This window comes from Acidovorax facilis (genome assembly GCF_050626955.1).
Taxonomy (GTDB): domain Bacteria; phylum Pseudomonadota; class Gammaproteobacteria; order Burkholderiales; family Burkholderiaceae_C; genus Acidovorax; species Acidovorax facilis.
Window position 1 is genome coordinate 3,416,364 of sequence record NZ_CP192460.1, and the last position, 19,307, is coordinate 3,435,670.

The 19,307-nt window shown below is 61.7% G+C and carries 19 protein-coding genes and 3 tRNA genes; 11 read left to right on the forward strand and 11 right to left on the reverse strand.

The window, feature by feature from the left end; genetic code table 11:
* Positions 1 to 6: 6 nt before the first annotated feature.
* The 3 genes from ACQ4MJ_RS15585 (at position 7) to ACQ4MJ_RS15595 (ending at position 1,552) form a co-directional block, all read left to right on the forward strand.
* Positions 7 to 717, forward strand: a complete 711-nt coding sequence (locus ACQ4MJ_RS15585) for an urease accessory protein UreF (protein WP_431152028.1) — start codon at positions 7 to 9, stop codon at positions 715 to 717.
* A gap of 50 nt (positions 718 to 767) precedes the next feature.
* Positions 768 to 1,445, forward strand: coding sequence for an urease accessory protein UreG (ureG, locus tag ACQ4MJ_RS15590; protein ID WP_228898687.1), 678 nt, complete (start codon positions 768 to 770; stop codon positions 1,443 to 1,445).
* Positions 1,446 to 1,464: 19 nt separating this feature from the next.
* A tRNA-Ser gene (locus ACQ4MJ_RS15595) sits at positions 1,465 to 1,552 on the forward strand.
* Between the two features lie 64 nt (positions 1,553 to 1,616).
* Here ACQ4MJ_RS15595 and ACQ4MJ_RS15600 read toward each other — a convergent pair.
* Positions 1,617 to 1,799 carry a hypothetical protein gene (locus ACQ4MJ_RS15600; RefSeq protein ID WP_431152026.1) on the reverse strand — a complete coding sequence of 61 codons (183 nt, stop codon included), beginning with the start codon at positions 1,797 to 1,799 and terminating at the stop codon, positions 1,617 to 1,619.
* A gap of 357 nt (positions 1,800 to 2,156) precedes the next feature.
* Positions 2,157 to 3,908 (reverse strand): diguanylate cyclase domain-containing protein, encoded by a 1,752-nt coding sequence (locus ACQ4MJ_RS15605; protein ID WP_431152024.1) that lies wholly within the window; start codon positions 3,906 to 3,908, stop codon positions 2,157 to 2,159.
* Positions 3,909 to 4,225: 317 nt separating this feature from the next.
* Between ACQ4MJ_RS15605 and ACQ4MJ_RS15610 the strand changes: the two genes are divergently transcribed.
* Entirely contained in the window at positions 4,226 to 4,555 is a 330-nt protein-coding gene (locus ACQ4MJ_RS15610) for an I78 family peptidase inhibitor (protein ID WP_121507385.1), read from the forward strand.
* A 79-nt stretch (positions 4,556 to 4,634) separates the two neighbouring features.
* Here the strand turns inward: ACQ4MJ_RS15610 and hemW are convergent, their stop codons facing one another.
* The 5 genes from hemW to ACQ4MJ_RS15635 form a co-directional block, all read right to left on the reverse strand.
* The gene (hemW, locus tag ACQ4MJ_RS15615; protein ID WP_431152022.1) at positions 4,635 to 5,885 is read right to left on the reverse strand and encodes a radical SAM family heme chaperone HemW; all 1,251 of its coding nucleotides are present in this window, start codon (positions 5,883 to 5,885) and stop codon (positions 4,635 to 4,637) included.
* A gap of 16 nt (positions 5,886 to 5,901) precedes the next feature.
* Positions 5,902 to 6,501 carry an RdgB/HAM1 family non-canonical purine NTP pyrophosphatase gene (rdgB, locus tag ACQ4MJ_RS15620; protein WP_055399032.1) on the reverse strand — a complete coding sequence of 200 codons (600 nt, stop codon included), beginning with the start codon at positions 6,499 to 6,501 and terminating at the stop codon, positions 5,902 to 5,904.
* 76 nt (positions 6,502 to 6,577) lie between these two features.
* Positions 6,578 to 7,312, reverse strand: a complete 735-nt coding sequence (gene rph / locus ACQ4MJ_RS15625; RefSeq protein WP_121507388.1) for a ribonuclease PH — start codon at positions 7,310 to 7,312, stop codon at positions 6,578 to 6,580.
* 203 nt (positions 7,313 to 7,515) lie between these two features.
* On the reverse strand, positions 7,516 to 8,418 hold the full coding sequence (locus ACQ4MJ_RS15630; RefSeq protein WP_431152021.1) for a PP2C family protein-serine/threonine phosphatase: 903 nt from the start codon (positions 8,416 to 8,418) through the stop codon (positions 7,516 to 7,518).
* Positions 8,419 to 8,446: 28 nt separating this feature from the next.
* Complete coding sequence (locus tag ACQ4MJ_RS15635) at positions 8,447 to 9,463, reverse strand: serine/threonine protein kinase (protein ID WP_008905072.1); 1,017 nt, start codon at positions 9,461 to 9,463, stop codon at positions 8,447 to 8,449.
* A gap of 75 nt (positions 9,464 to 9,538) precedes the next feature.
* Here ACQ4MJ_RS15635 and ACQ4MJ_RS15640 point away from each other — a divergent pair, with 75 nt between their 5' ends.
* From ACQ4MJ_RS15640 to ACQ4MJ_RS15655, 4 genes are all read left to right on the forward strand, one after another.
* Positions 9,539 to 10,456 (forward strand): YicC/YloC family endoribonuclease, encoded by a 918-nt coding sequence (locus tag ACQ4MJ_RS15640; protein ID WP_121422508.1) that lies wholly within the window; start codon positions 9,539 to 9,541, stop codon positions 10,454 to 10,456.
* Positions 10,457 to 10,492: 36 nt separating this feature from the next.
* Positions 10,493 to 11,113, forward strand: coding sequence for a guanylate kinase (gmk, locus tag ACQ4MJ_RS15645; protein WP_055399040.1), 621 nt, complete (start codon positions 10,493 to 10,495; stop codon positions 11,111 to 11,113).
* Positions 11,114 to 11,130: 17 nt separating this feature from the next.
* Positions 11,131 to 11,334 carry a DNA-directed RNA polymerase subunit omega gene (gene rpoZ / locus ACQ4MJ_RS15650; protein ID WP_005794722.1) on the forward strand — a complete coding sequence of 68 codons (204 nt, stop codon included), beginning with the start codon at positions 11,131 to 11,133 and terminating at the stop codon, positions 11,332 to 11,334.
* Between the two features lie 96 nt (positions 11,335 to 11,430).
* Positions 11,431 to 13,713: a RelA/SpoT family protein gene (locus ACQ4MJ_RS15655; protein WP_055399042.1), complete on the forward strand. Its 2,283-nt coding sequence runs from the start codon at positions 11,431 to 11,433 to the stop codon at positions 13,711 to 13,713.
* 71 nt (positions 13,714 to 13,784) lie between these two features.
* Here the strand turns inward: ACQ4MJ_RS15655 and greB are convergent, their stop codons facing one another.
* The 4 genes from greB to hrcA form a co-directional block, all read right to left on the reverse strand.
* Positions 13,785 to 14,351 carry a transcription elongation factor GreB gene (greB, locus tag ACQ4MJ_RS15660; protein ID WP_176888572.1) on the reverse strand — a complete coding sequence of 189 codons (567 nt, stop codon included), beginning with the start codon at positions 14,349 to 14,351 and terminating at the stop codon, positions 13,785 to 13,787.
* A gap of 78 nt (positions 14,352 to 14,429) precedes the next feature.
* Positions 14,430 to 14,506: transfer RNA gene (locus ACQ4MJ_RS15665), tRNA-Arg, on the reverse strand.
* Positions 14,507 to 14,713: 207 nt separating this feature from the next.
* A tRNA-Ile gene (locus tag ACQ4MJ_RS15670) sits at positions 14,714 to 14,790 on the reverse strand.
* A 51-nt stretch (positions 14,791 to 14,841) separates the two neighbouring features.
* Positions 14,842 to 15,846, reverse strand: a complete 1,005-nt coding sequence (hrcA, locus tag ACQ4MJ_RS15675; RefSeq protein ID WP_055399047.1) for a heat-inducible transcriptional repressor HrcA — start codon at positions 15,844 to 15,846, stop codon at positions 14,842 to 14,844.
* A 28-nt stretch (positions 15,847 to 15,874) separates the two neighbouring features.
* On the opposite strand from hrcA, the gene ACQ4MJ_RS15680 reads away from it, so the two are divergent.
* Genes ACQ4MJ_RS15680 through rapZ form a run of 3 tightly spaced genes read left to right on the forward strand, consistent with a single transcriptional unit; the run spans position 15,875 to position 19,307 of the window.
* A complete protein-coding gene (locus tag ACQ4MJ_RS15680) occupies positions 15,875 to 16,771 on the forward strand; it encodes an NAD kinase (protein WP_055399049.1) in 897 nt (298 codons plus the stop codon).
* A gap of 2 nt (positions 16,772 to 16,773) precedes the next feature.
* The gene (recN, locus tag ACQ4MJ_RS15685) at positions 16,774 to 18,444 is read left to right on the forward strand and encodes a DNA repair protein RecN (RefSeq protein WP_431152019.1); all 1,671 of its coding nucleotides are present in this window, start codon (positions 16,774 to 16,776) and stop codon (positions 18,442 to 18,444) included.
* The gene (gene rapZ, locus ACQ4MJ_RS15690; RefSeq protein ID WP_121422498.1) at positions 18,444 to 19,307 is read left to right on the forward strand and encodes an RNase adapter RapZ; all 864 of its coding nucleotides are present in this window, start codon (positions 18,444 to 18,446) and stop codon (positions 19,305 to 19,307) included. Before recN ends, rapZ begins: the two co-directional genes overlap by 1 nt.

Below are 19,307 nucleotides of genomic sequence, written 5' to 3' on the forward strand. Positions count from 1 at the left end.
CGCTCCATGCGCCTGGACCGCCCCGCGCCCCTGCCCGCCGCCAGCTTCCTGCAGCTGATGTGGCTGGCCTCCCCCGCGTTGCCCGTGGGCGGGTTCTCGTACTCCGAAGGGCTGGAAAGCGCCATTGAAAACGCGGGCCTCGCCAGCGAAACCGCCGTGGGCGACTGGCTGCTGGACCAGTTGCACATCACGCAGGCGCGCGGCGACATGGCCCTCATCGCCAAAGCAGCAGGCGCCTGGCGCCGCGCCGACTGGGCGCACGTGCGCGAACTCAACGACTGGGTGCTACACACCCGCGAAACCAGCGAACTGCGCCTGCAGACCGAGCAGATGGGCCGGTCGATGACCGACTGGCTGCGCAACCAGCACCAGGGTAACGAAGAGTCCCTGCCCGCCATCCGCCACCTGGCCGCCCTGCCCCCCACATACCCCGTGGCATTTGCACTGGCCGCCTCCACCACCCAGGCGCCCGTGCGCGATGTTCTGCTGGCCTACGCCTTCGGCTGGGCCGAAAACATGGTGCAGGCCGCCCTCAAATCCATGCAGCTGGGCCAAAGCGCAGGCCAGCGCATCCTCGCAAAACTGGCCGATGCCATACCTGCCGCCGCCGACCACGCCATAGGCCTGATGAATAGCGAGCGCCAGGCCTTTTCGCCGATGCTGGCCATCCTGAGCGCCCAGCACGAAGTGCAATATTCAAGACTTTTTCGCTCCTAGCGCTTGCGAATCCTGCGCTAGCAGCTATTGATTTGATAGTAAATTACGCCATGACCAACACACTGCACCACATCCCGAACCGCACCAAAAACCTGCCCCCGCTGCGCGTCGGCATCGGCGGCCCCGTGGGCTCCGGCAAGACCACGCTGCTGGAAATGCTGTGCAAGACCATGCGCGATGAATACGACCTCATCGCCATCACCAACGACATCTACACCAAGGAAGACCAGCGCCTGCTGACAGTGAGCGGTGCCCTGCCCGCCGAACGCATCCTGGGTGTGGAAACCGGCGGCTGCCCCCACACCGCCATCCGCGAAGACTGCTCCATCAACCTCGAAGCCATCGACCGCATGCTGGGCGAGTTCCCCAACGCCGACATCGTGTTTGTAGAAAGCGGCGGGGACAACCTGGCCGCCACCTTCAGCCCTGAGCTCTCGGACCTCACCATCTACGTGATCGACGTGGCCGCTGGCGAAAAAATCCCCCGCAAGGGCGGCCCCGGCATCACCAAGAGCGATCTGTTCATCATCAACAAGACCGACTTGGCCCCCCACGTGGGCGCCAACCTGGACGTGATGCACGCCGACACCACCCGCATGCGCACCAACGCCCAGGGCCTCAAGCCGTTTGTGATGACCAATCTCAAAACCCTGGCAGGCGTGGCCGATGTGGTTAAGTTCATCGAGACCCGGGGCATGCTGAAAAAATCAGCACCCGCAGTCAGCTAGAATTCGCGCCTTCCCTCCCGGAGACTTGGGTGAGTGGTTTAAACCAGCAGTCTTGAAAACTGCCGACGGGCAACCGTCCGTGAGTTCGAATCTCACAGTCTCCGCCAAAACATCCAGCACAACGGGCCTTCTCGGCCCGTTGTGCTTTGCGCCCCACCACCCTACCCGCCGTCAGTGGCGGCCTTCGGACAAGTCAGAAGCATGGGGCGAAATGGGTGTCAGATCTTCTGGTCGGCACACCTCTTCACTGCCGGCCAATCGGACCCACAGGCCCGTTCTTCGGATGATGACGTAGTCCACGCTGACACGTCGGCCCTTGTAGATGAATTGCGCCCCGGGCTTGTACAGAATCATTCTGGTTTTGTAATCAAAAGCGGTTGCCCCACGATGACACCCCACCTGGCTGTGAATGATGCAGCCCCCTAGCGCAACGTGCAGAGGATGAGGTCAAAGAACCCAGTATTCGCCTGCTCTTTCATGACAAGCCCCATGTCTTGCGGTTAGCGGTGCAGGCACTGGCACGACGGGAAACGGGCAAAAAAAAGCCCGCAGGGTGCGGGCTGAACACTTGCTTGTGCAAGCGGGAGGGATGTCGACGGGGTATCGACGGACAAATAATAGGCCGCCCCGTGAGCGAGGTGTGTAGGACATCTTCGACTTTCTGAAGGACGTCTTCCAAGCCCGCTCACCCGGCGCGTACACGCTGGGCGGTCACGCACCATAAATCCGCACACAACCGCGCCCAGAGGCTTTCGCCAGGTACATCGCGGAATCGGCCTTGCGCAGCAGCTCTTCGGCGTTCGTGGCGTCGGCGGACGACATCACGATGCCTACAGAGGCACCGATCTGGATGAAATGCGATTCAATCTCCGTCGGCTGGGCAATGGCCTGCACCAGGCGCTCGCCCAGCCGAAGAGCGCTGTCGCGGTCAGAGACGCCACGCTGCAGCAGGGCAAATTCGTCGCCACCCAGCCGCGCCACCACGTCGTTTTCGCGCGCCGCCTGGGCGAGCTGCCGGGCCACCCACGCCAGCAATTGGTCGCCCACGGCATGTCCGAAGCGGTCGTTGATGGGCTTGAAGCCGTCCAGGTCCACATACAACACGGCAAAGCCCTGACCCTGGCGCCGCGCATCGGGCACCGCCGCCTGAAGGGTTTGCAGGAAGGCCGAGCGGTTCAGCAACCCCGTGAGTCCATCGTGTTCGGCAACATGCCGTATGCGGTGCTCGGCCTGTTTGCGCTGCGTCACGTCGGTGAAGGTGCGCAGCGCACCTCCCCCTTTGATGGGCACGGTCTGGACCTCCAGGATGCGCCCGTCGGGCCGGGGGCGGTCATAGACCTGCTGCTGATCGACCCCGCCGTCACTGTTCAGCAGCAGGTCTTGGATCTCTTGCGATGCCCCGTCAAACTCGCCCCGTGCGCGCAGGTAGGCCAGCACATTCACCAGCGAGGGCTTGGAGGCCATCAGTTCGACGGGCAAATCCAGCAGCTCTAGCGCGCGGCGATTGCACAGCTCCACAATGCCCGTGGCACTGATCTTGGCCACGCCCTGGTCCATGTTTTCCAACGTGGCTTCCAGCAGGATGGACTTCTCACGCAGTTGCGCCTCGCTGTCGCGGGCACTGCGCTCGGCCTGGGCAAGCCGACGTTGCTGGCGCTTGAACTCGGTGATATCCACATGTGCATAGAACACGGTCCCGTCCAAACCCTGCTTGGCGATCACGCGGCTCCAGCGGTTGCGGGGCAAGGGCACCTCAAACGGTGCGCCTGCAAATCGCATGTGTTCGTGCAGGATGGTGAGCCCCCCATAAAAGGGCGCCATGTCACCCGGCCCATCCGCAGCCCAGGCCCCCCGGTAAATGTCCTCAAAGCTCAGGCCCGTTGCAGCGGCGCGATCAACCAGGCTGTACATCTGCATGAACGGCTCGTTGACCCATTGAATGCGCTGGTCCTCCCCACAGATCATCAAGCCATCGGGAATGCGGTCAAAAAGCTCTGTACTTTCCACCATGGGGCTGCGCGGATAGCCGGGCTCGTGGATGTTGGCATCGCCCACCTTGTCCAGCTTTTCCTGTTCTTGTGGACTTTGGACCGCCTCTGCACGCCAGACCCGCACGCGCCCTACACCGGCGATCGGCAACGACGATACGTGGACCCGCAGGCCCCGGTGCTCAAAGCTGTAGGGGCGCGTCTGTGCACGGTGCCGCTCCACGCCTGCCGCGATGTAGCGGTCGATATTGGGCAGCTCCTGCGCATCCAGCCGCTCGGTGTAAAAGCGCCGCAGATTGGCGTGGTAGGGCTCGCCCACGTAGACATGCCCCTCATGCTCCGGGAAGAACTTGAAGAACGTACGGTTCCATGCGAGCGTGCAATCGTTTTCGTCAAACGCGCACAAGGCGACGTCCAGACCATCCAGGGTGTCGCCGAGAGAGTGGATGAGGCTGAAGATGGGATCGTCGGACATGGTTGTTCGGGGCTGCACAAACTCGGTTGCCAGAAGCCAGCGCGCTCCACACTGGCCCCGGTGTTCTGCCCACCCAGCGGGGAGCGCAGACCACCAACAATCCATTGTGCGGACAGGGCCTTACGGCAAACCATCGCCGGGTACCCGCCGTGTGAGGGAGGCGCGCGGCCTGTCGCATTCAGCCAACATTTTCTTGACCCTCATCAAGTCACCCACAACCACCGGGAGGGACAGTCCTCCCCCCCGTGTTACGCGTGGACACCCGCGCTCACAGGGCATCCGGTATGGTGAGGGTCTTGTTTTCAGGAGCCTCACCCATGACGAAAATCCCTTTTGGCATCTCCGGCAGCCTAGTGGTTGCGGCGCTGATGACGGGTTGCGCCAGCCAAGGCCAGCCCCCGGCCCCCTCTGGCAGCCCGGCGCCGGCAGAACCCGCGCCAGGCGGCCTGTGCAACGCCCAGCCGGCCCAGTCGGTGGTGGGGCAAAACAGCACGGCATCGGTGGTGGAATTAGCCCGGGTGCGGTCGGGCGCACAAATGGCCCGCGTCCTGCGCCCCGGCCAGATCATCACCAAGGAATTCAATGCCCAGCGGCTCAACCTGGAGGTGGATGCCAACGGCCGCATTGTGGCGGTGCGCTGCGGCTGACCACGCGGGGGACGGCGCGCTGCACGCAGCGCCAACCGCGCCAAGAGCGGCGACGCCCCGGCATTGTAGGTAGCCCCGGTCAGTCCGCCAGGAACAGCTCCTGCAGGTCGCTCAGAAAATCAAAGCCCCGCTCTGTCGGGCGCACATGGGTCAGGTCGCGCTCGATCAAACCTTTGCTCTCGGCCGCCTTCAACCCCTTGGCGATGGTGGTCAGCGGCAAACCCGTGCGATCCATGAAGTCCTGCAGCGCAAAACCACCGCGCAGGCGCAGGGCGTTGAGCATGTATTCAAACGGAAGTTCGGCCCGGCGCACGTCTTCATCCTGCGCCAAAGCCCTGCCGGCCAGGGCGTTGTCCATGTAGCGGCCTGGGTCGCGAAAGCGCACCTGGCGCACCACGCGGTGCGCAAAACTGAGTTTGCTGTGTGCGCCCGCGCCAATGCCCAGGTAATCGCCAAACTGCCAGTAGTTGGTGTTGTGGAAACACTGGTGGCCGGGCTGCGCATAGGCCGATATTTCGTAGCGCGCCATGCCCGCCTGGCCCGTCATCTCGGTGATGCGGTCGAGCATGGCGTAGGCCTGGTCGTCCTCGGGGATGGCTGGGGGAAACTTGGCGAAGTAGGTGTTGGGCTCGATGGTGAGGTGGTAGATGGAGATGTGCGGCGGCTTGAAGGCCAATGCCGTCAACATGTCCTGCTCCAGCTCCTGCGGCGTCTGGCCCGGCAACGCGTACATGATGTCGAGGTTGTAGGTGTCAAACGACGCGGCAGCCTCTTCCACCGCCGCCAAGGCCTGGCTGCGGTCATGCACGCGGCCCAGGGCCTTGAGGTGCTGGTCGTTGAAGCTTTGCACCCCCACCGACAGCCGCGTAACGCCCGCCGCCCGGAAGGCGCGGAAGCGGTCTTTCTCGAACGTGCCGGGGTTGGCCTCCAAGGTGATCTCGCAGTCGGGCGCAAGGAGCAGGCGGGCGCGGATGTCGCCGATCAGCCGGTCAATGGCGGCTGGTGAAAACAGGCTGGGCGTGCCGCCGCCGATGAAGATGCTGTGCACCGTGCGGCCCCAGATGAGCGGCAGCGCGGCCTCCAGGTCGGCCATCAGGGCGTCGATGTAGCGCTGCTCGGGCACCCCGTTGTCACCCGCTCCGTCGCCACGGGCCTCGTGCGAATTGAAGTCGCAGTACGGGCATTTTTTGAGGCACCAGGGCAGGTGCACATACAGCGACAGGGGCGGCAGGCTGGGCAGCTGCAGCAGGCCGGGGCGCATGTAGTGCTGGATGTCGCGCGCCACGGCGGGTTCGGCCTCCGCCTGCGGCGTGATCGGGATGTGGGCCACGTTCTTGTCGTCCCTTCTACAGCCAGCGTTCGCGCATCAGCGCCAGCATCTGCGCGGCCGAGCGGCCCCGGTGGCTGTGGGCGTTCTTCACTTCCACAGGCAGCTCGGCAAAGGTCTTGCCGAATTCGGGGATAAACATCACAGGGTCAAAACCAAATCCGTTGCTGCCCCGGGGTTCGGTGGTGATCTCGCCCACCACCCGGCCCACGGCAATCAGCGGCTCAGGGTCTTGCGGGCTGCGCACGGCAACCAGAGTGCTGACCATGGCGGCGCGGCGGTTGGCGACGCCGTGCAACTGCTCCAGCAGGGCGCGCACATTGTTGTCGTCGCTCTTCTCGTAGCCAAACTGGGTGCAGTAGTAGGCGGTATCGACGCCCGGCAGGCCGCCAAAGGCATCCACACACATACCGGCGTCATCCGCCAAGGCGGGCAGGCCGGTGTGGGCCGAGGCAAAGCGGGCTTTGGCCAAGGCATTCTCCACAAAGGTGCGAAATGGCTCTTCGGCCTCACCCACGCCCAAGTCGGCCTGGCGAACCAGCTCGACCCCGAGTGGCGCGAACATGGACTGCAGCTCGGCCAGCTTGCCACGGTTGTTGGATGCTAGAACGATTTTCATGATTCAAATTGGCATCTAGCGCTTATCCATCAAGCGCAAGCAGCTATCAATTAGTGAGCAATATCAGGTTAGAGGGTTAGGGGGTTTCCAGCAGCGCCCGTTGCTGCAACTGCACCAGCTCTGCGATGCCTTTTTCGGCCAGCGCGAGCAGCTGGTCCATCTCCGTCCGGGTAAACGCCACGCCTTCGGCCGTGCCCTGCACTTCCACAAAGTGGCCTGCGCCCGTCATCACGACGTTCATGTCGGTGTCGCAGTCCACGTCTTCCACATATTCCAGGTCCAGCAGCGGCGTGCCCTGCACGATGCCGACCGAGATGGCGGCCACGGGCTGCACCAGGGGGGACTGCGTGATCTTGCCACTGGCCAGCAGCTGGTTGACCGCATCCTGCGCCGCGACCCAGGCGCCGGTGATGGCAGCGGTGCGGGTCCCGCCATCGGCCTGGATCACGTCGCAGTCGAGCTGGATGGTGCGCTCGCCCAGCAGCTTGAGGTCAAACACCGCGCGCAGGCTGCGGCCGATGAGGCGCTGGATCTCTTGCGTGCGGCCGGTCTGTTTGCCCCGCGCGGCCTCGCGGTCACTGCGGGTGTGGGTGGCGCGGGGCAACATGCCGTATTCGGCCGTGACCCAACCCTCGCCGCTGCCGCGCTTGTGGGGCGGCACGCGCTCTTCCACCGAAGCGGTGCAGAGCACTTTGGTGTTGCCGAACTCGATCAGCACCGAGCCCTCGGCGTGCATGGTGTAGTGGCGGGTGATGCGCACAGGGCGCAGCTGGTGGGCGGCCCGGTCGCCGGTGCGGGTGAAGGTGGTCATAGAATTTTCAGTAGAAAAATGGGCGTGCCTCGTGCATGACCAAAGGCTCGCCCGAAACGCGCGGCCAAGGCCAGCGATCGCCGTGCGAGGGCCGCCCAGGCTGCGTAGCTGCGTCTCCCTTGCGTGCACTGGCAGTGTCCCTTTTCCCGAATCGCACAGCGATTCGAGAGAAGGTGGAAGGCGCGCAGCGACTCAGGGGGGTGTCATGCTTTCCGTGCGGCCGAGCGGCGAATGGCTTCGTTGATTTCGGCGATGGACCGCTCGATGGCGGCATCGTCCAGGTCATCCACCAGGCCATCGAGTGGCCCTGCCTGGATAGTGGACGCAAACACGTCGTCGCTGATGCTGTCGGTCGAGACGCCCTGGGTGGATTCGAAGGCGTCGGGCGTCTCCCACTCCAGAGCTATCACGGTCACGTTGTCGCTGCTGTCCCCCGCCTTGCGCAGTGCGTCTTCCACCAGCTCGGGCACAGCATGCGACACGGTGTTGCGGCCGAGCTGGGTGGAAATCTCCTCGTCGCTGAGGGTGCCCCACAGCCCATCCGAACACAGCAAAATGCGGTCGCCCTGCTCCAGGTAAACCGGGCCGGTGATGTCATAGATGGGCTTGGTGGGCGAGCCCAGGCAGGTGAACAGCACGTTGCGGTTGATGCGCTCCAGGCCCGGCGGTGGGGAGTTGCGCAGCTCCATGTAGGAGTGGTCGCGGGTGCGGGTGAGCAAATCACCGTCGCGCACCATGTACAGCCGCGAATCGCCGCAATGCACCCAGGTGGCCGTGCCGCCCTGCAAAACCGCCGCCACCAGCGTGGTGCGCGGCGTGTCGAGCATGCCCTTGTCGGTGGCGTAACGCAGGATCTGGTGGTGCGCCGCCAGCAGCGCGCCCGACAGAAACTCCTGCACATCCTTGAGCTGCGGCTTGGCTTGGCGCTGGAACAAAGCCGAGATGGTCTGCAGTGCAATCTGTGCAGCCACTTCGCCTTCCGGGTGGCCACCCATGCCGTCGGCCAACACAAACAGGCCCGATTCGCGCGTGTAGCAATAGCCCATGCGGTCTTCGTTCTTCTCGCGGCCACCACGGCGGCTGATCTGGAAAACCGAGAATTTCATAGCGACTCACGCAAAGAGGGCTTCGGGTTCATTTGGGTTTGGCTCCGATACCGGTGGCTTCACCCACCTTTTGCACATTCTTCTTGGTGTCGGACACCAGGGTGTCGAGCTGCAGGCGCATCTTCTCGGCCACCGTCAGTTTGGTGTAGCGGCGCTCACCCTCGCGGCTGAGTTCCTTTTGCAGCGCAAACACCGACTGCGGGCGCGACAGCGGATCGAGCGCCATGCACCACTCCACCACCTCGATGAGGTTGTCGGAGTACACGCCACGCAGCTTGGTCAAGGCCAGCGAGAGGCGGTCCTTTTCGATGCGCTGGGGCGCCTCGTTGGGCGGAAAGCCTTGCATGCAGGCGTAGATGCAGGCACCTATCGCGTAAATATCGGTCCAGGGGCCCATGGACGAATCGCGGCGGTACATCTCGGGGGCGGCAAAGCCGGGCGTGTACATCGGGCGGATGAAATTGCCCTCTTTGGACAGCACCTCACGCGCAGCGCCAAAGTCGATCATCACGGCCTTGTTGTCGTCGGTGATGAAGATGTTGGCCGGCTTGATATCAAGATGCAGCATCTTGTGCTGGTGCACGATGCGCAACCCGCGCAGCACCTCGTCGAACAGCGAGCGGATGGTGGATTCGCGGAAGACCTTCTGCGTTTTCAGGTCGCGCGCGGTGATGATGAAGTCCTGCAGGGTCGCACCCTCCAGGTAGTTCATCACCATGTAGACGGTTTCGTTTTCGCGGAAGAAGTTGAGCACGCTCACCACAGAAGCGTGCGAGATCTGGGCCAGCGCCCGGCCTTCTTCAAAGAAGCTCTTGAGCCCCAGGCGGTAGAGCGAGAGTTTTTCGGACTGCACCTTGGGCAGCAGCTCGCCCGGTGCACGCGTGGCCAGCGACGAAGGAAGGTATTCCTTGATGGCGACCTGTTGCCCTTCGGCATCCAGGGCCAGATAGACCACACCAAAGCCGCCAGAAGACAACCGGCGCACCACGCGGTAGCCGCCAATTGCGGTATCGGGCGGCAAAGGAGCCGGCTTGATTTTTGACATATTTTGCGAAGATGACTCGGGGGTGGAGCGGAACCCGGATAATCGCCGGATCGCAAGCAACCATCAAAAAGTCCAATGCCAGTTTACAGCATGACCGGATACGCCAGCGCACAGCATGGCGCATCTGCCACTGGCGCTGAAAACGACACCCGCGCGCCCCAATCACGCAGACTGGGGCTGGAAATCCGCTCGGTCAACAGCCGCTTCCTGGACCTTTCGTTCCGCCTCCCCGATGAACTGCGTGCCATGGAGCCCGCGCTGCGCAGCCTGCTGACCGCCCGCCTCAAGCGCGGCAAGGTTGAAGTCCGCGCCGCCCTGGAGAACGAGGACAGCAACACCCTGCAAGACCCGCCCGCGCGGCTGCTGCAACGGCTCAATTCTTTGCAAGATTCCGTCAAGGCATGGCTGCCGACCGCGGCACCCCTCACGGTAGCCGACGCCCTGCGCCTGTGCGCCAACGCCCCATCGGGCTCTGAGGACTGGAGCGATGCCGTTCCTGCTTTGGCCGAAGAAGCCCTGACCGCCCTGATGGCCGCCCGCGAACGGGAGGGCAAGCGCTTGGCCACCATGCTGCTGGACCGGGTCAAGCAATTGCGCGCCCTGGCCGAACAGGCCGTCCCCATGGTGCCGCTGCTGGTCGAGCAGCAACGGCTGCGCTTCATGGAGCGCTGGAAGGAAGCCATGGCGCTGACCGACGGTGCCACCCTGCCCGAGGCCGCCCGCGACCGCGCGCTGACCGAAGCCACGGCGTTTGCCATCCGCATTGATGTGGCCGAGGAAATCACCCGGCTGGACTCCCACCTGGACGAGATCGAACGCCTGCTCAAGAAGGGCGGCGAGGTGGGCAAGCGCTTGGACTTCCTGATCCAGGAGCTCCACCGCGAGGCCAATACGCTGGGCTCCAAATCTGCCGCCCTTGACCTGACCCGCATCAGCGTGGACATGAAAGTGCTGATCGAGCAGATGCGAGAGCAAGTACAGAACATCGAATAACACTCATTTTTTGATAGCGCTTCGCGCACATCAACTATGGACTATCCCGGAAATCTCATCGTAGTTGCAGCCCCCAGCGGCGCAGGCAAATCCAGCCTGGTCAAGGCCTTGCTGGAACTGGACTCCCACGTCCACCTGTCGATCTCCCACACCACCCGCGCTCCGCGCGGGCAAGAAAAACATGGCCGCGACTACTACTTTGCGTCGCAATCCGAGTTTGATGCCATGGTGGAAGGCAACGCCTTCGTGGAATGGGCGCATGTACATGGCAACCGCTATGGCACCTCCAAGAAGGCGATCGAGGAGCGCATTGCACAAGGCTCGGACGTGATCCTGGAAATCGACTTTCAGGGCGCGCTGCAGATCAAGGAAGCCTTCGCGAATGCCATCCTCGTGTTCATCCTGCCCCCCAGCTGGGAAGAACTTCGTTCGCGCCTGGAACGACGGGGCGAAGACTCCCCCGATGTCATCGAAGTCCGTCTCAAGAACGCGGCTACCGAGATGGCCCAGGTGAGCAAATTTGACTTCGTTATAATCAATGAGTTGTTTGAGCGCGCGCTTTTCGACCTGAAAGCCGTAGTTCACGCCCAGCGACTCAAGTACGCCGCCCAGCGCCGCGCCCGCGCTGACACCTTCCAGTCGCTCAATATCACCTGAATCCCCGGAGTAAAACGATGGCACGCATCACCGTAGAAGACTGTCTGGAAAAGATCCCCAACCGCTTCCAGCTCGTGTTGGCCGCCACGTACCGTGCCCGCATGCTGAGCCAGGGCCACGCCCCCCGCATCGAAAGCCGCAACAAGCCTGCCGTGACCGCCCTGCGCGAAATCGCAGAAGGCAAGGTTGGCCTGGAAATGCTCAAGAAGGTTCCTGGTTGAGCTTTTTCCTGGGCGCAGCCCGCAAAGAGCACCGCGACAGCGGTGCTTTTTTTTGCCCCAAAGTCTCCTGATGCGCTCCCGCGCTACATTTAAGGCATGAACGCGGTGCTCAACTCACCTTCTGCAACGCAAGCCCGCCCCGGCGAAGTACCAACGGCGGGAACTTTGTCGGCAGCCGCAGCGGCAGCCAATGCGGCTGCGGCCAGCTTTGCCGCGCTGACAGACAGCCTCGACTACCTGGACGCGACCAGCATCGAACAGGTGCGCCAAGCCTATCGCTTCGCTGACGAGGCCCATCTGGGTCAGTTGCGCAACAGCGGTGAGCCCTACATCACGCACCCCATTGCCGTGGCTGCACAGTGCGCCACCTGGAAATTGGACGCCCAGGCGCTGATGGCCGCACTGCTGCACGATGCCATGGAAGACTGTGGCGTCACCAAAGCAGACCTGATAGACCGCTTTGGCGCCCCCGTGGCTGAACTGGTAGATGGGCTGACCAAGCTCGACAAGCTGCAGTTCAACACCCGCGAAGAGAACCAGGCCGAGTCTTTCCGCAAGATGCTGCTGGCCATGGCGCGCGACGTGCGCGTCATCCTCATCAAGCTGGCGGACCGCACGCACAACATGCGCACGCTGTCGGACATGCCGCGCAGCAAATGGGGCCGCATCTCCTCGGAGACGCTGGAGATCTATGCACCCATTGCCCACCGCCTGGGCCTCAACCAGACCTACCGGGAATTGCAGGATCTGGCCTTTCGGCACCTGCACCCATGGCGCTACGCCACGCTGTCCAAGGCAGTCAACAAATCACGCAACCGCAGGCGCGATCTGGTGCAAAAGGTTCAGGCCGAGGTGGACACCGCCTTCTCCAAGATCGGTATGAAGGTCCGCCTCGCCGGCCGCGAGAAAACGCTGTACGCCATCTACCAGAAGATGGACCTCAAGCACCTGAGTTTTGCCCAGGTCACCGATATTTACGGATTCAGGGTGATCGTACCCACGGTGACAGACTGCTACACCGCCCTGGGCGTGCTCCACCAGATGTACAAGCCGGTTCCTGGCAAGTTCAAGGACCACATCGCCATCGCCAAGCTCAATGGCTACCAATCCCTGCACACCACCTTGGTGGGCCCTTCCGGCGTGAACATCGAATTCCAGATGCGTACGGACGAGATGCATGTCATCGCCGAGGCTGGTGTGGCCGCGCACTGGTTGTACAAGGCGCAGGACGGCGATGGCACATCGGCCGAGCGACTAGGGACCAAGTGGCTGCAGTCCCTGCTGGACATCCAGAACGAGACCCGCGATGCCGCCGAGTTCTGGGACCATGTCAAGGTGGACCTGTTCCCGGACGCTGTCTACGTTTTCACCCCCAAGAGCCAGATCATGGCCCTGCCTCGCGGAGCTACCGTGGTGGACTTTGCCTACGCCATCCACAGCAACGTTGGCGACCGCACCACGGCGGCAAAAATCAACAATGAGCAAGTGCCCCTGCGCACCGAACTCAAGAATGGCGATGTGGTGGAGATCATCACAGCCCCGGTATCCACGCCCAACCCGGCCTGGCTGGGTTTTGTGCGCACGGGCCGCGCACGCTCCAAGATCCGGCACTACCTGAAAACGCTGGCACAGACCGAATCGGAAGGCCTGGGCGAGAAGCTGCTGACCCAGGCCATCCGGGCGGAAGGCCTGGAGCAGCTCCCTCCCCAGGACGCAGAGACCCAACCGATGTGGGACAAACTGCTGCGCTTTACAGGAAACCGCACCCGCAGCGAACTGATGACGGACCTGGGCCTGGGCAAGCGCATCGCCAGCATCGTGGCCAAGCGACTCATGGTGCTGATGTCCGAACACGGCCATCGTCCTGATGCGCTGCTCATGACACGGGAGCGCTACACATCCCACGAGACGCTTTCGCAAGGAGCGGTAACTCTGGATGGCAGCGAAAATGCCTCGGTGCAGTACGCATCCTGTTGCCGCCCAGTACCTGGCGACAGCATCGTGGGCTATCTGGGCCGTGGCGAGGGCCTGGTGGTTCACAACGCCCACTGCACGGTGGCCAAGCGGCTGCAGCACAAGGACAGCGAGCGCTTCATTGCGGTGGACTGGTCGGACGAGCCCACGCGCATGTTCGAAACCGGGGTCGTGGTGACTGTCACCAACGGCAAAGGTGTGCTCGCCCGCGTGGCCGCTGAACTGGCCAATTCAGAAGCTGACATCACCCATGTGGACATGGATGACGAGGCGGCCCTCGACACCACGGACTTGCGCTTCATTGTGGCGGTGCGAGATCAGACCCACCTCGAAACCGCACTGCGCAACTTGCGGCGCACCCAGGCCGTCATTCGCGCTGCACGCATCACCCCGCAGGCCACGTAAGCACTTCACAGCGCTGAGCGGCGCCATAAACCCATGCTGGGCTTGGCGCAAAGCGGCGTTGCGGACCCCGCTCAGTCCGCATGCGCGGCGCGCTGCGGATACTGCACTGCCACCACTTCAAGGCTTCGCACGCCTCCTGGCGTAGGCAGCAGCACCTCGTCACCCACATGGGCCTTCAAGAGCGCACGCGCCACCGGCGAGATCCAGCTCACCTGCGATTCCCGGCTGTCTGCCTCATCGATGCCCATGATGGTGATCGTGCGCTCTATACCTTCGTCATCGATGTACGTGACTGTGGAGCCGAAAAACACCTGATTGCTGCCCGCATGCAGGCTGGGATCCACCACTTCGGCAATCTCGAGCCGCTTGGTGAGAAAGCGGATGCGCCGATCAATCTCTCGCAAACGTTTCTTGCCGTAGAGATAGTCGCCATTTTCAGACCGATCTCCGTTGCTGGCAGCCCAGTGCACGGCTTCGACCACTTTGGGCCGCTCGTTGTCAATCAGATCCAGCAACTCATCACGCAGGCGCGCGTATCCTGCCGGAGTGATGTAGTTCTTGCCGCCCGCAGGCAACGCAGGCAACACCAATTCATCCTCATCGGAAGCATCGGTTTCTTTGGTAAAGGCCTTGCTCATGGAAGATCTCCCCCGTCAGCGAGAAACGCTTTGACAAATGAAAAAGCCTGCAATCTTGCGATTGCAGGCTTTAAACATTGGTGCGGCTGGCAGGAATCGAACCCACGACCCCTTGGTTCGTAGCCAAGTACTCTATCCAGCTGAGCTACAGCCGCTAAGCTTTGAATTATAGCATGATTTCTTGGCAATCCTTGAAATCAACTTTTTTACTGTAACCATGCCGCATGGGCCTGATCAGCAAAAGCTCAACTCAACGCAAGCCGCAATTGTAATGCACTCCAGAGACTCCAAAAGAAGAAAGGCGCACATTGCGACAAGAAAACTGGCCGTGATCGTGATGATCGCCCATTCGAATGGATGGGTGGTAGGGCGTGTTGGACTTGAACCAACGACCAAAGGATTATGAGTCCTCTGCTCTAACCAACTGAGCTAACGCCCCAGGCCATGCTCCAGCGCTATACAACGGGGCAAGCGCCGTATTGTAGGGGCTTTACTTGCGATGGCTGAGTGCGTTGGACACCAGCTTTGATGTGATGTCCACGATCTGAATCATCCGGTCGTATGGCATGCGCGTGGGGCCGATCACGCCTAGCGTCCCGACCACTTTGCCGTCTACCTCATACGGAGCACTGACGATGGACAGCTCCTCAAAAGGCACGACATGGCTTTCACCGCCAATGTAGATGCGCACTCCCTCGGCCTGGCTGGAGATATCCAGCAACCGGAGAATCTGGGTTTTCTGTTCGAACAGATCGAAGGCACGTCGCAAGTTGCCCATGTCGCTGGAGAAATCACTGACCGCCAGCAGGTTGCGCTCACCAGAAATCACGACCTCGTCTTGCGCTTGGGACAAAGCCTCAGACCCCACATTCACCGCAGCCTGCATGAGCGAAGCGATCTCGCCGCGCAGCACATCCACCTCAGATTTCAGGCGCTCACGCACTTGCTCCATCGCAAGCCCCGCGTAATGCGCGTTCAGAAAGTTGGAAGCCTCAATGAGTTGCGACTGGGAGTAGTCCACGTCCGTGAAGATGACGCGATTTTGAACGTCGCCCTCGGGCGAAACGATGATGACCAAAAATCTTCGCTCGGACAGCCTCAAGAACTCAATATGGCGGAACACCGATGTTCTGCGTGGTGCCATAACGACACCGACGAACTGCGAAAGATTGGATAGCAACTGGGCAGCGTTGGCGATCACCTTTTGCGGCTGTTCGGGCGCAAGCTGGGGAGGGGTTAGAGGGTCCCGCTGCACTGTCAGCATGGTGTCCACAAACAGCCGATAACCTCGTGCAGTAGGAATGCGACCGGCTGAGGTGTGGGGACTCGCGATCAGCCCTAACTCCTCCAGATCCGCCATGACGTTACGGATAGTGGCTGGAGATAAATCCAGCCCAGACGCGCGCGACAACGTGCGGGATCCGACGGGCTGCCCATCGGCGATGTAGCGCTCGACCAGCGCTTTGAGCAACAACTTGGCACGGTCATCGAGCATGGAATGATTTTAATGATGTAATTTCGCGATGACGTCCAATTTCCGCCATGTCGCACTGATAGGCAAGTACCAAGCTTCTTCGGCGGGCTCCATCGGTGAAAGCTCCCGCCAAGCCCTGGAAGACATCGCCCATTTTCTTGAACGCCAGGGTTGCGAAGTGATGCTGGAAGCTGAGACCGCAAGCAACACCGGGCTCACACACTATCCAGTCCTGAATGTAGACGAGATAGGCAGTCGATGCGATCTGGGCTTGGTGGTCGGGGGTGACGGCACCATGCTGGGCATAGGTCGGCGGCTCGCCCGTTTTGGGACGCCCCTGATCGGCATCAACCAGGGACGGCTTGGCTTTATCACCGACATTCCTTTCGATACCTATCAGGCCACTCTGCCCCCCATGCTTCAGGGCGAATACGAGGAAGACTTGCGACCGCTGATGCACGCTACGGTCGTGCGCGACGAGCGCGTCGTCTTCGAAGCCCTCGCGATGAACGATGTCGTTGTGAACCGAGGCGCGACTTCAGGCATGGTGGAATTGCGGGTCGAGGTCGGCGGCCGATTTGTGGCGAACCAACGCGCAGACGGACTCATCATCGCCTCACCCACAGGGTCAACGGCGTATTCGCTGTCAGCCGGTGGCCCCATGCTTCACCCCTCCATTCCTGGATGGGTGCTGGTGCCCATCGCCCCTCATACGCTCTCCAACCGACCGATTGTTCTGTCGGATGCCACCGAGGTGGCGGTTGAGGTGGTGAGTGGCCGGGATGTCAGTGCCAACTTTGACATGCAGTCACTGGCCTCACTGCTACATGGTGACCGCATTCTGGTGAAAAGGTCAGAGCACTGCGTGCGGTTTCTCCATCCTCAAGGCTGGAACTACTTTGCCACCCTGCGCAAAAAATTGCGCTGGAACGAAGGGGGCTCCTGACCATGGCGCTCCGGCGGATTACCCTGCGCGATTTTGTGATCGTTCAAGCACTTGAACTTGAACTAAGTTCCGGCTTCACCGTGCTGACGGGAGAAACAGGCGCTGGGAAATCCATCCTGATTGATGCACTGCAACTCGTTTTGGGCGCACGCTCCGATGCAGGTGTGGTTCGCGAAGGCGCTGACAAAGCGGATCTTTGCGCTGAGTTCGATTGCCCACCCCATCTCCAGCCATGGCTGGAGGAAGCGGGTTTTGATATTGATGAGCTGTTGCTTTTGCGTCGGACCGTGGACTCTCAGGGCAAAAGCAGGGCTTGGATCAATGGCACCCCAGCCACTGCAGCCCAACTGCGGACTTTGGGAGACAGCCTGCTAGACATCCACGGGCAGCATGCTTGGCAAAGCCTTACAAGACCCGACTCGGTACGCGGCCTGCTGGACGCATTTGCAGGGGTGCGCACAGCAGAAACGGCAGCGCTCTGGACCCAGTGGCGAAAGGATCAGAAAGCCCTGGAGCAAGCACGCCTGGCCCAGGCTAATTTGCAGCAGGAAAGTGAGCGTCTGCAATGGCAGATCAACGAGATGGACAAGCTCGCACCCATTGATGGCGAATGGGAAGAACTCGACGCACAACACAAACGCCTCTCACATGCGCAGGCGCTGCTGGAAGGGGCCGAGGGCGCCATCCAAGCCCTCCAAGATGAAGATGCTGGTGCACTGACTGGGCTTGCACGCGCGCACGATCTTCTCCAAAGCCACGAGCATATTGAGCCCGAGTTCGCACCGCTCGCAGACATCCTTTCTTCCAGCCTCGCACAAGCCAGCGACGTGCTCCACTCGCTGCAGCTGTATCTGAGGCACGTGGAAATAGATCCACAGCGTCTGGCCGAACTCGACACCCGCATTTCGCTCTGGATGACCTTGGCACGCCGTTACAAGCGCACGCCAGCAGAGCTGCCGGCTCTACACCAGAGCTGGAAGGAGGAGATGCGCCGGCTGGACGCAGCGACAGATCTGGAACGACTGGAGACCGCCGAGGCCGCCAGTGCCAAGGCCTACCACGCGTCGGCACGCGCGCTGTCTCTGGGTCGCGCCAAAGCCGCCCCGAAACTGTCTCACGCCATTACCCAAGCCATGCAGGGCCTGGGCATGGAGGGAGGAAAATTCGAGGTTTCCATGACCAAGGCCTCAGAGCCCTCGCACCACGGCATCGATGACGTGGTATTCCTCGTCGCGGGCCATCCCGGGATGACACCCAAACCCATCGGCAAAGTCGCATCGGGCGGCGAACTCTCCCGCATTTCGCTGGCCATCGCTGTAACAACCAGTGAATTGGGTATGGCCCCCACGCTCATCTTTGATGAAGTGGACTCTGGCGTAGGGGGGGCGGTGGCTGAAACAGTGGGGCGGCTGATGCAGCAGCTTGGCAGCGACCGTCAGGTGCTCGCGGTCACCCACCTGCCGCAGGTGGCGGCTTGCGCACACCACCACCTCAAGGTGGCCAAACGCAAGAGCCCGAATGGCTCCACCAGCGCCGTATCGACGGTGCAGGGCGAGAACCGTGTGGCAGAAATTGCCCGCATGCTGGGCGGCGAACGATCCACCCAGACTACGCTCGCCCACGCGAGCGAGATGCTGGATCTCGCGGCCGTTGCACGAGAAGGACATGGCTGATGGCACTTGAAATCGTTTTAATCACGGGTATGTCGGGATCAGGAAAGTCCGTGGCGCTGCATGCGCTGGAGGACGCAGGGTATTACTGCGTAGACAACCTGCCCCCAGAACTGCTGCCAGCTTTTGTGGCGCTGGAACACCGTCACCACGGCAACCGCGTTGCTATCGCGATGGACGTTCGAAGTGCCACCTCATTGCATCAGGTTCCACAGGAGCTGAGTCGGCTCAGGAGCGAGGGCGTTTCGGTGCAATCGGTTTTCCTCGACGCCACCATCGATACGCTTGTCAGGCGTTTCTCAGAAACACGCAGACGCCACCCGCTGTCGCACGACGATCTTCAACAGGGTCGAAAAGCACTCGTGCAGATTATCGAATTGGAGCGCGAGTTGCTGGCGGAACTGCGAGAACAGTCGCATGTGATCGACACAAGCACCATACGGGCTTCACAGCTCCAAAGCTACGTGAAGAGTTTGCTTGTCACCACCCGGGGACAGATGACCCTGGTATTCCAGTCTTTTGCATTCAAGCGTGGCATACCGATGGACGCTGACTACGTCTTTGATGTGCGAATGTTGCCGAACCCACACTATGAACCTGCGCTGCGGGATCTGACGGGGCTGGACGAACCTGTCGCCCATTTCCTGCGCCAACAACCCGATGTGTCGCTGATGCAGGCGCATATCGAGCAATTTCTCGCGCACTGGCTGGAAATGCTTGACCGGAACCACCGCAGTTATGTCACGGTCGCGGTGGGCTGCACTGGCGGCCAGCACCGCTCGGTCTACTTGGTGGAACGACTAGCCGATGTTTTGAGCAGCCGCTGGGCAACCCTGAAGAGACACCGAGAGCTGGACGGACGCTGA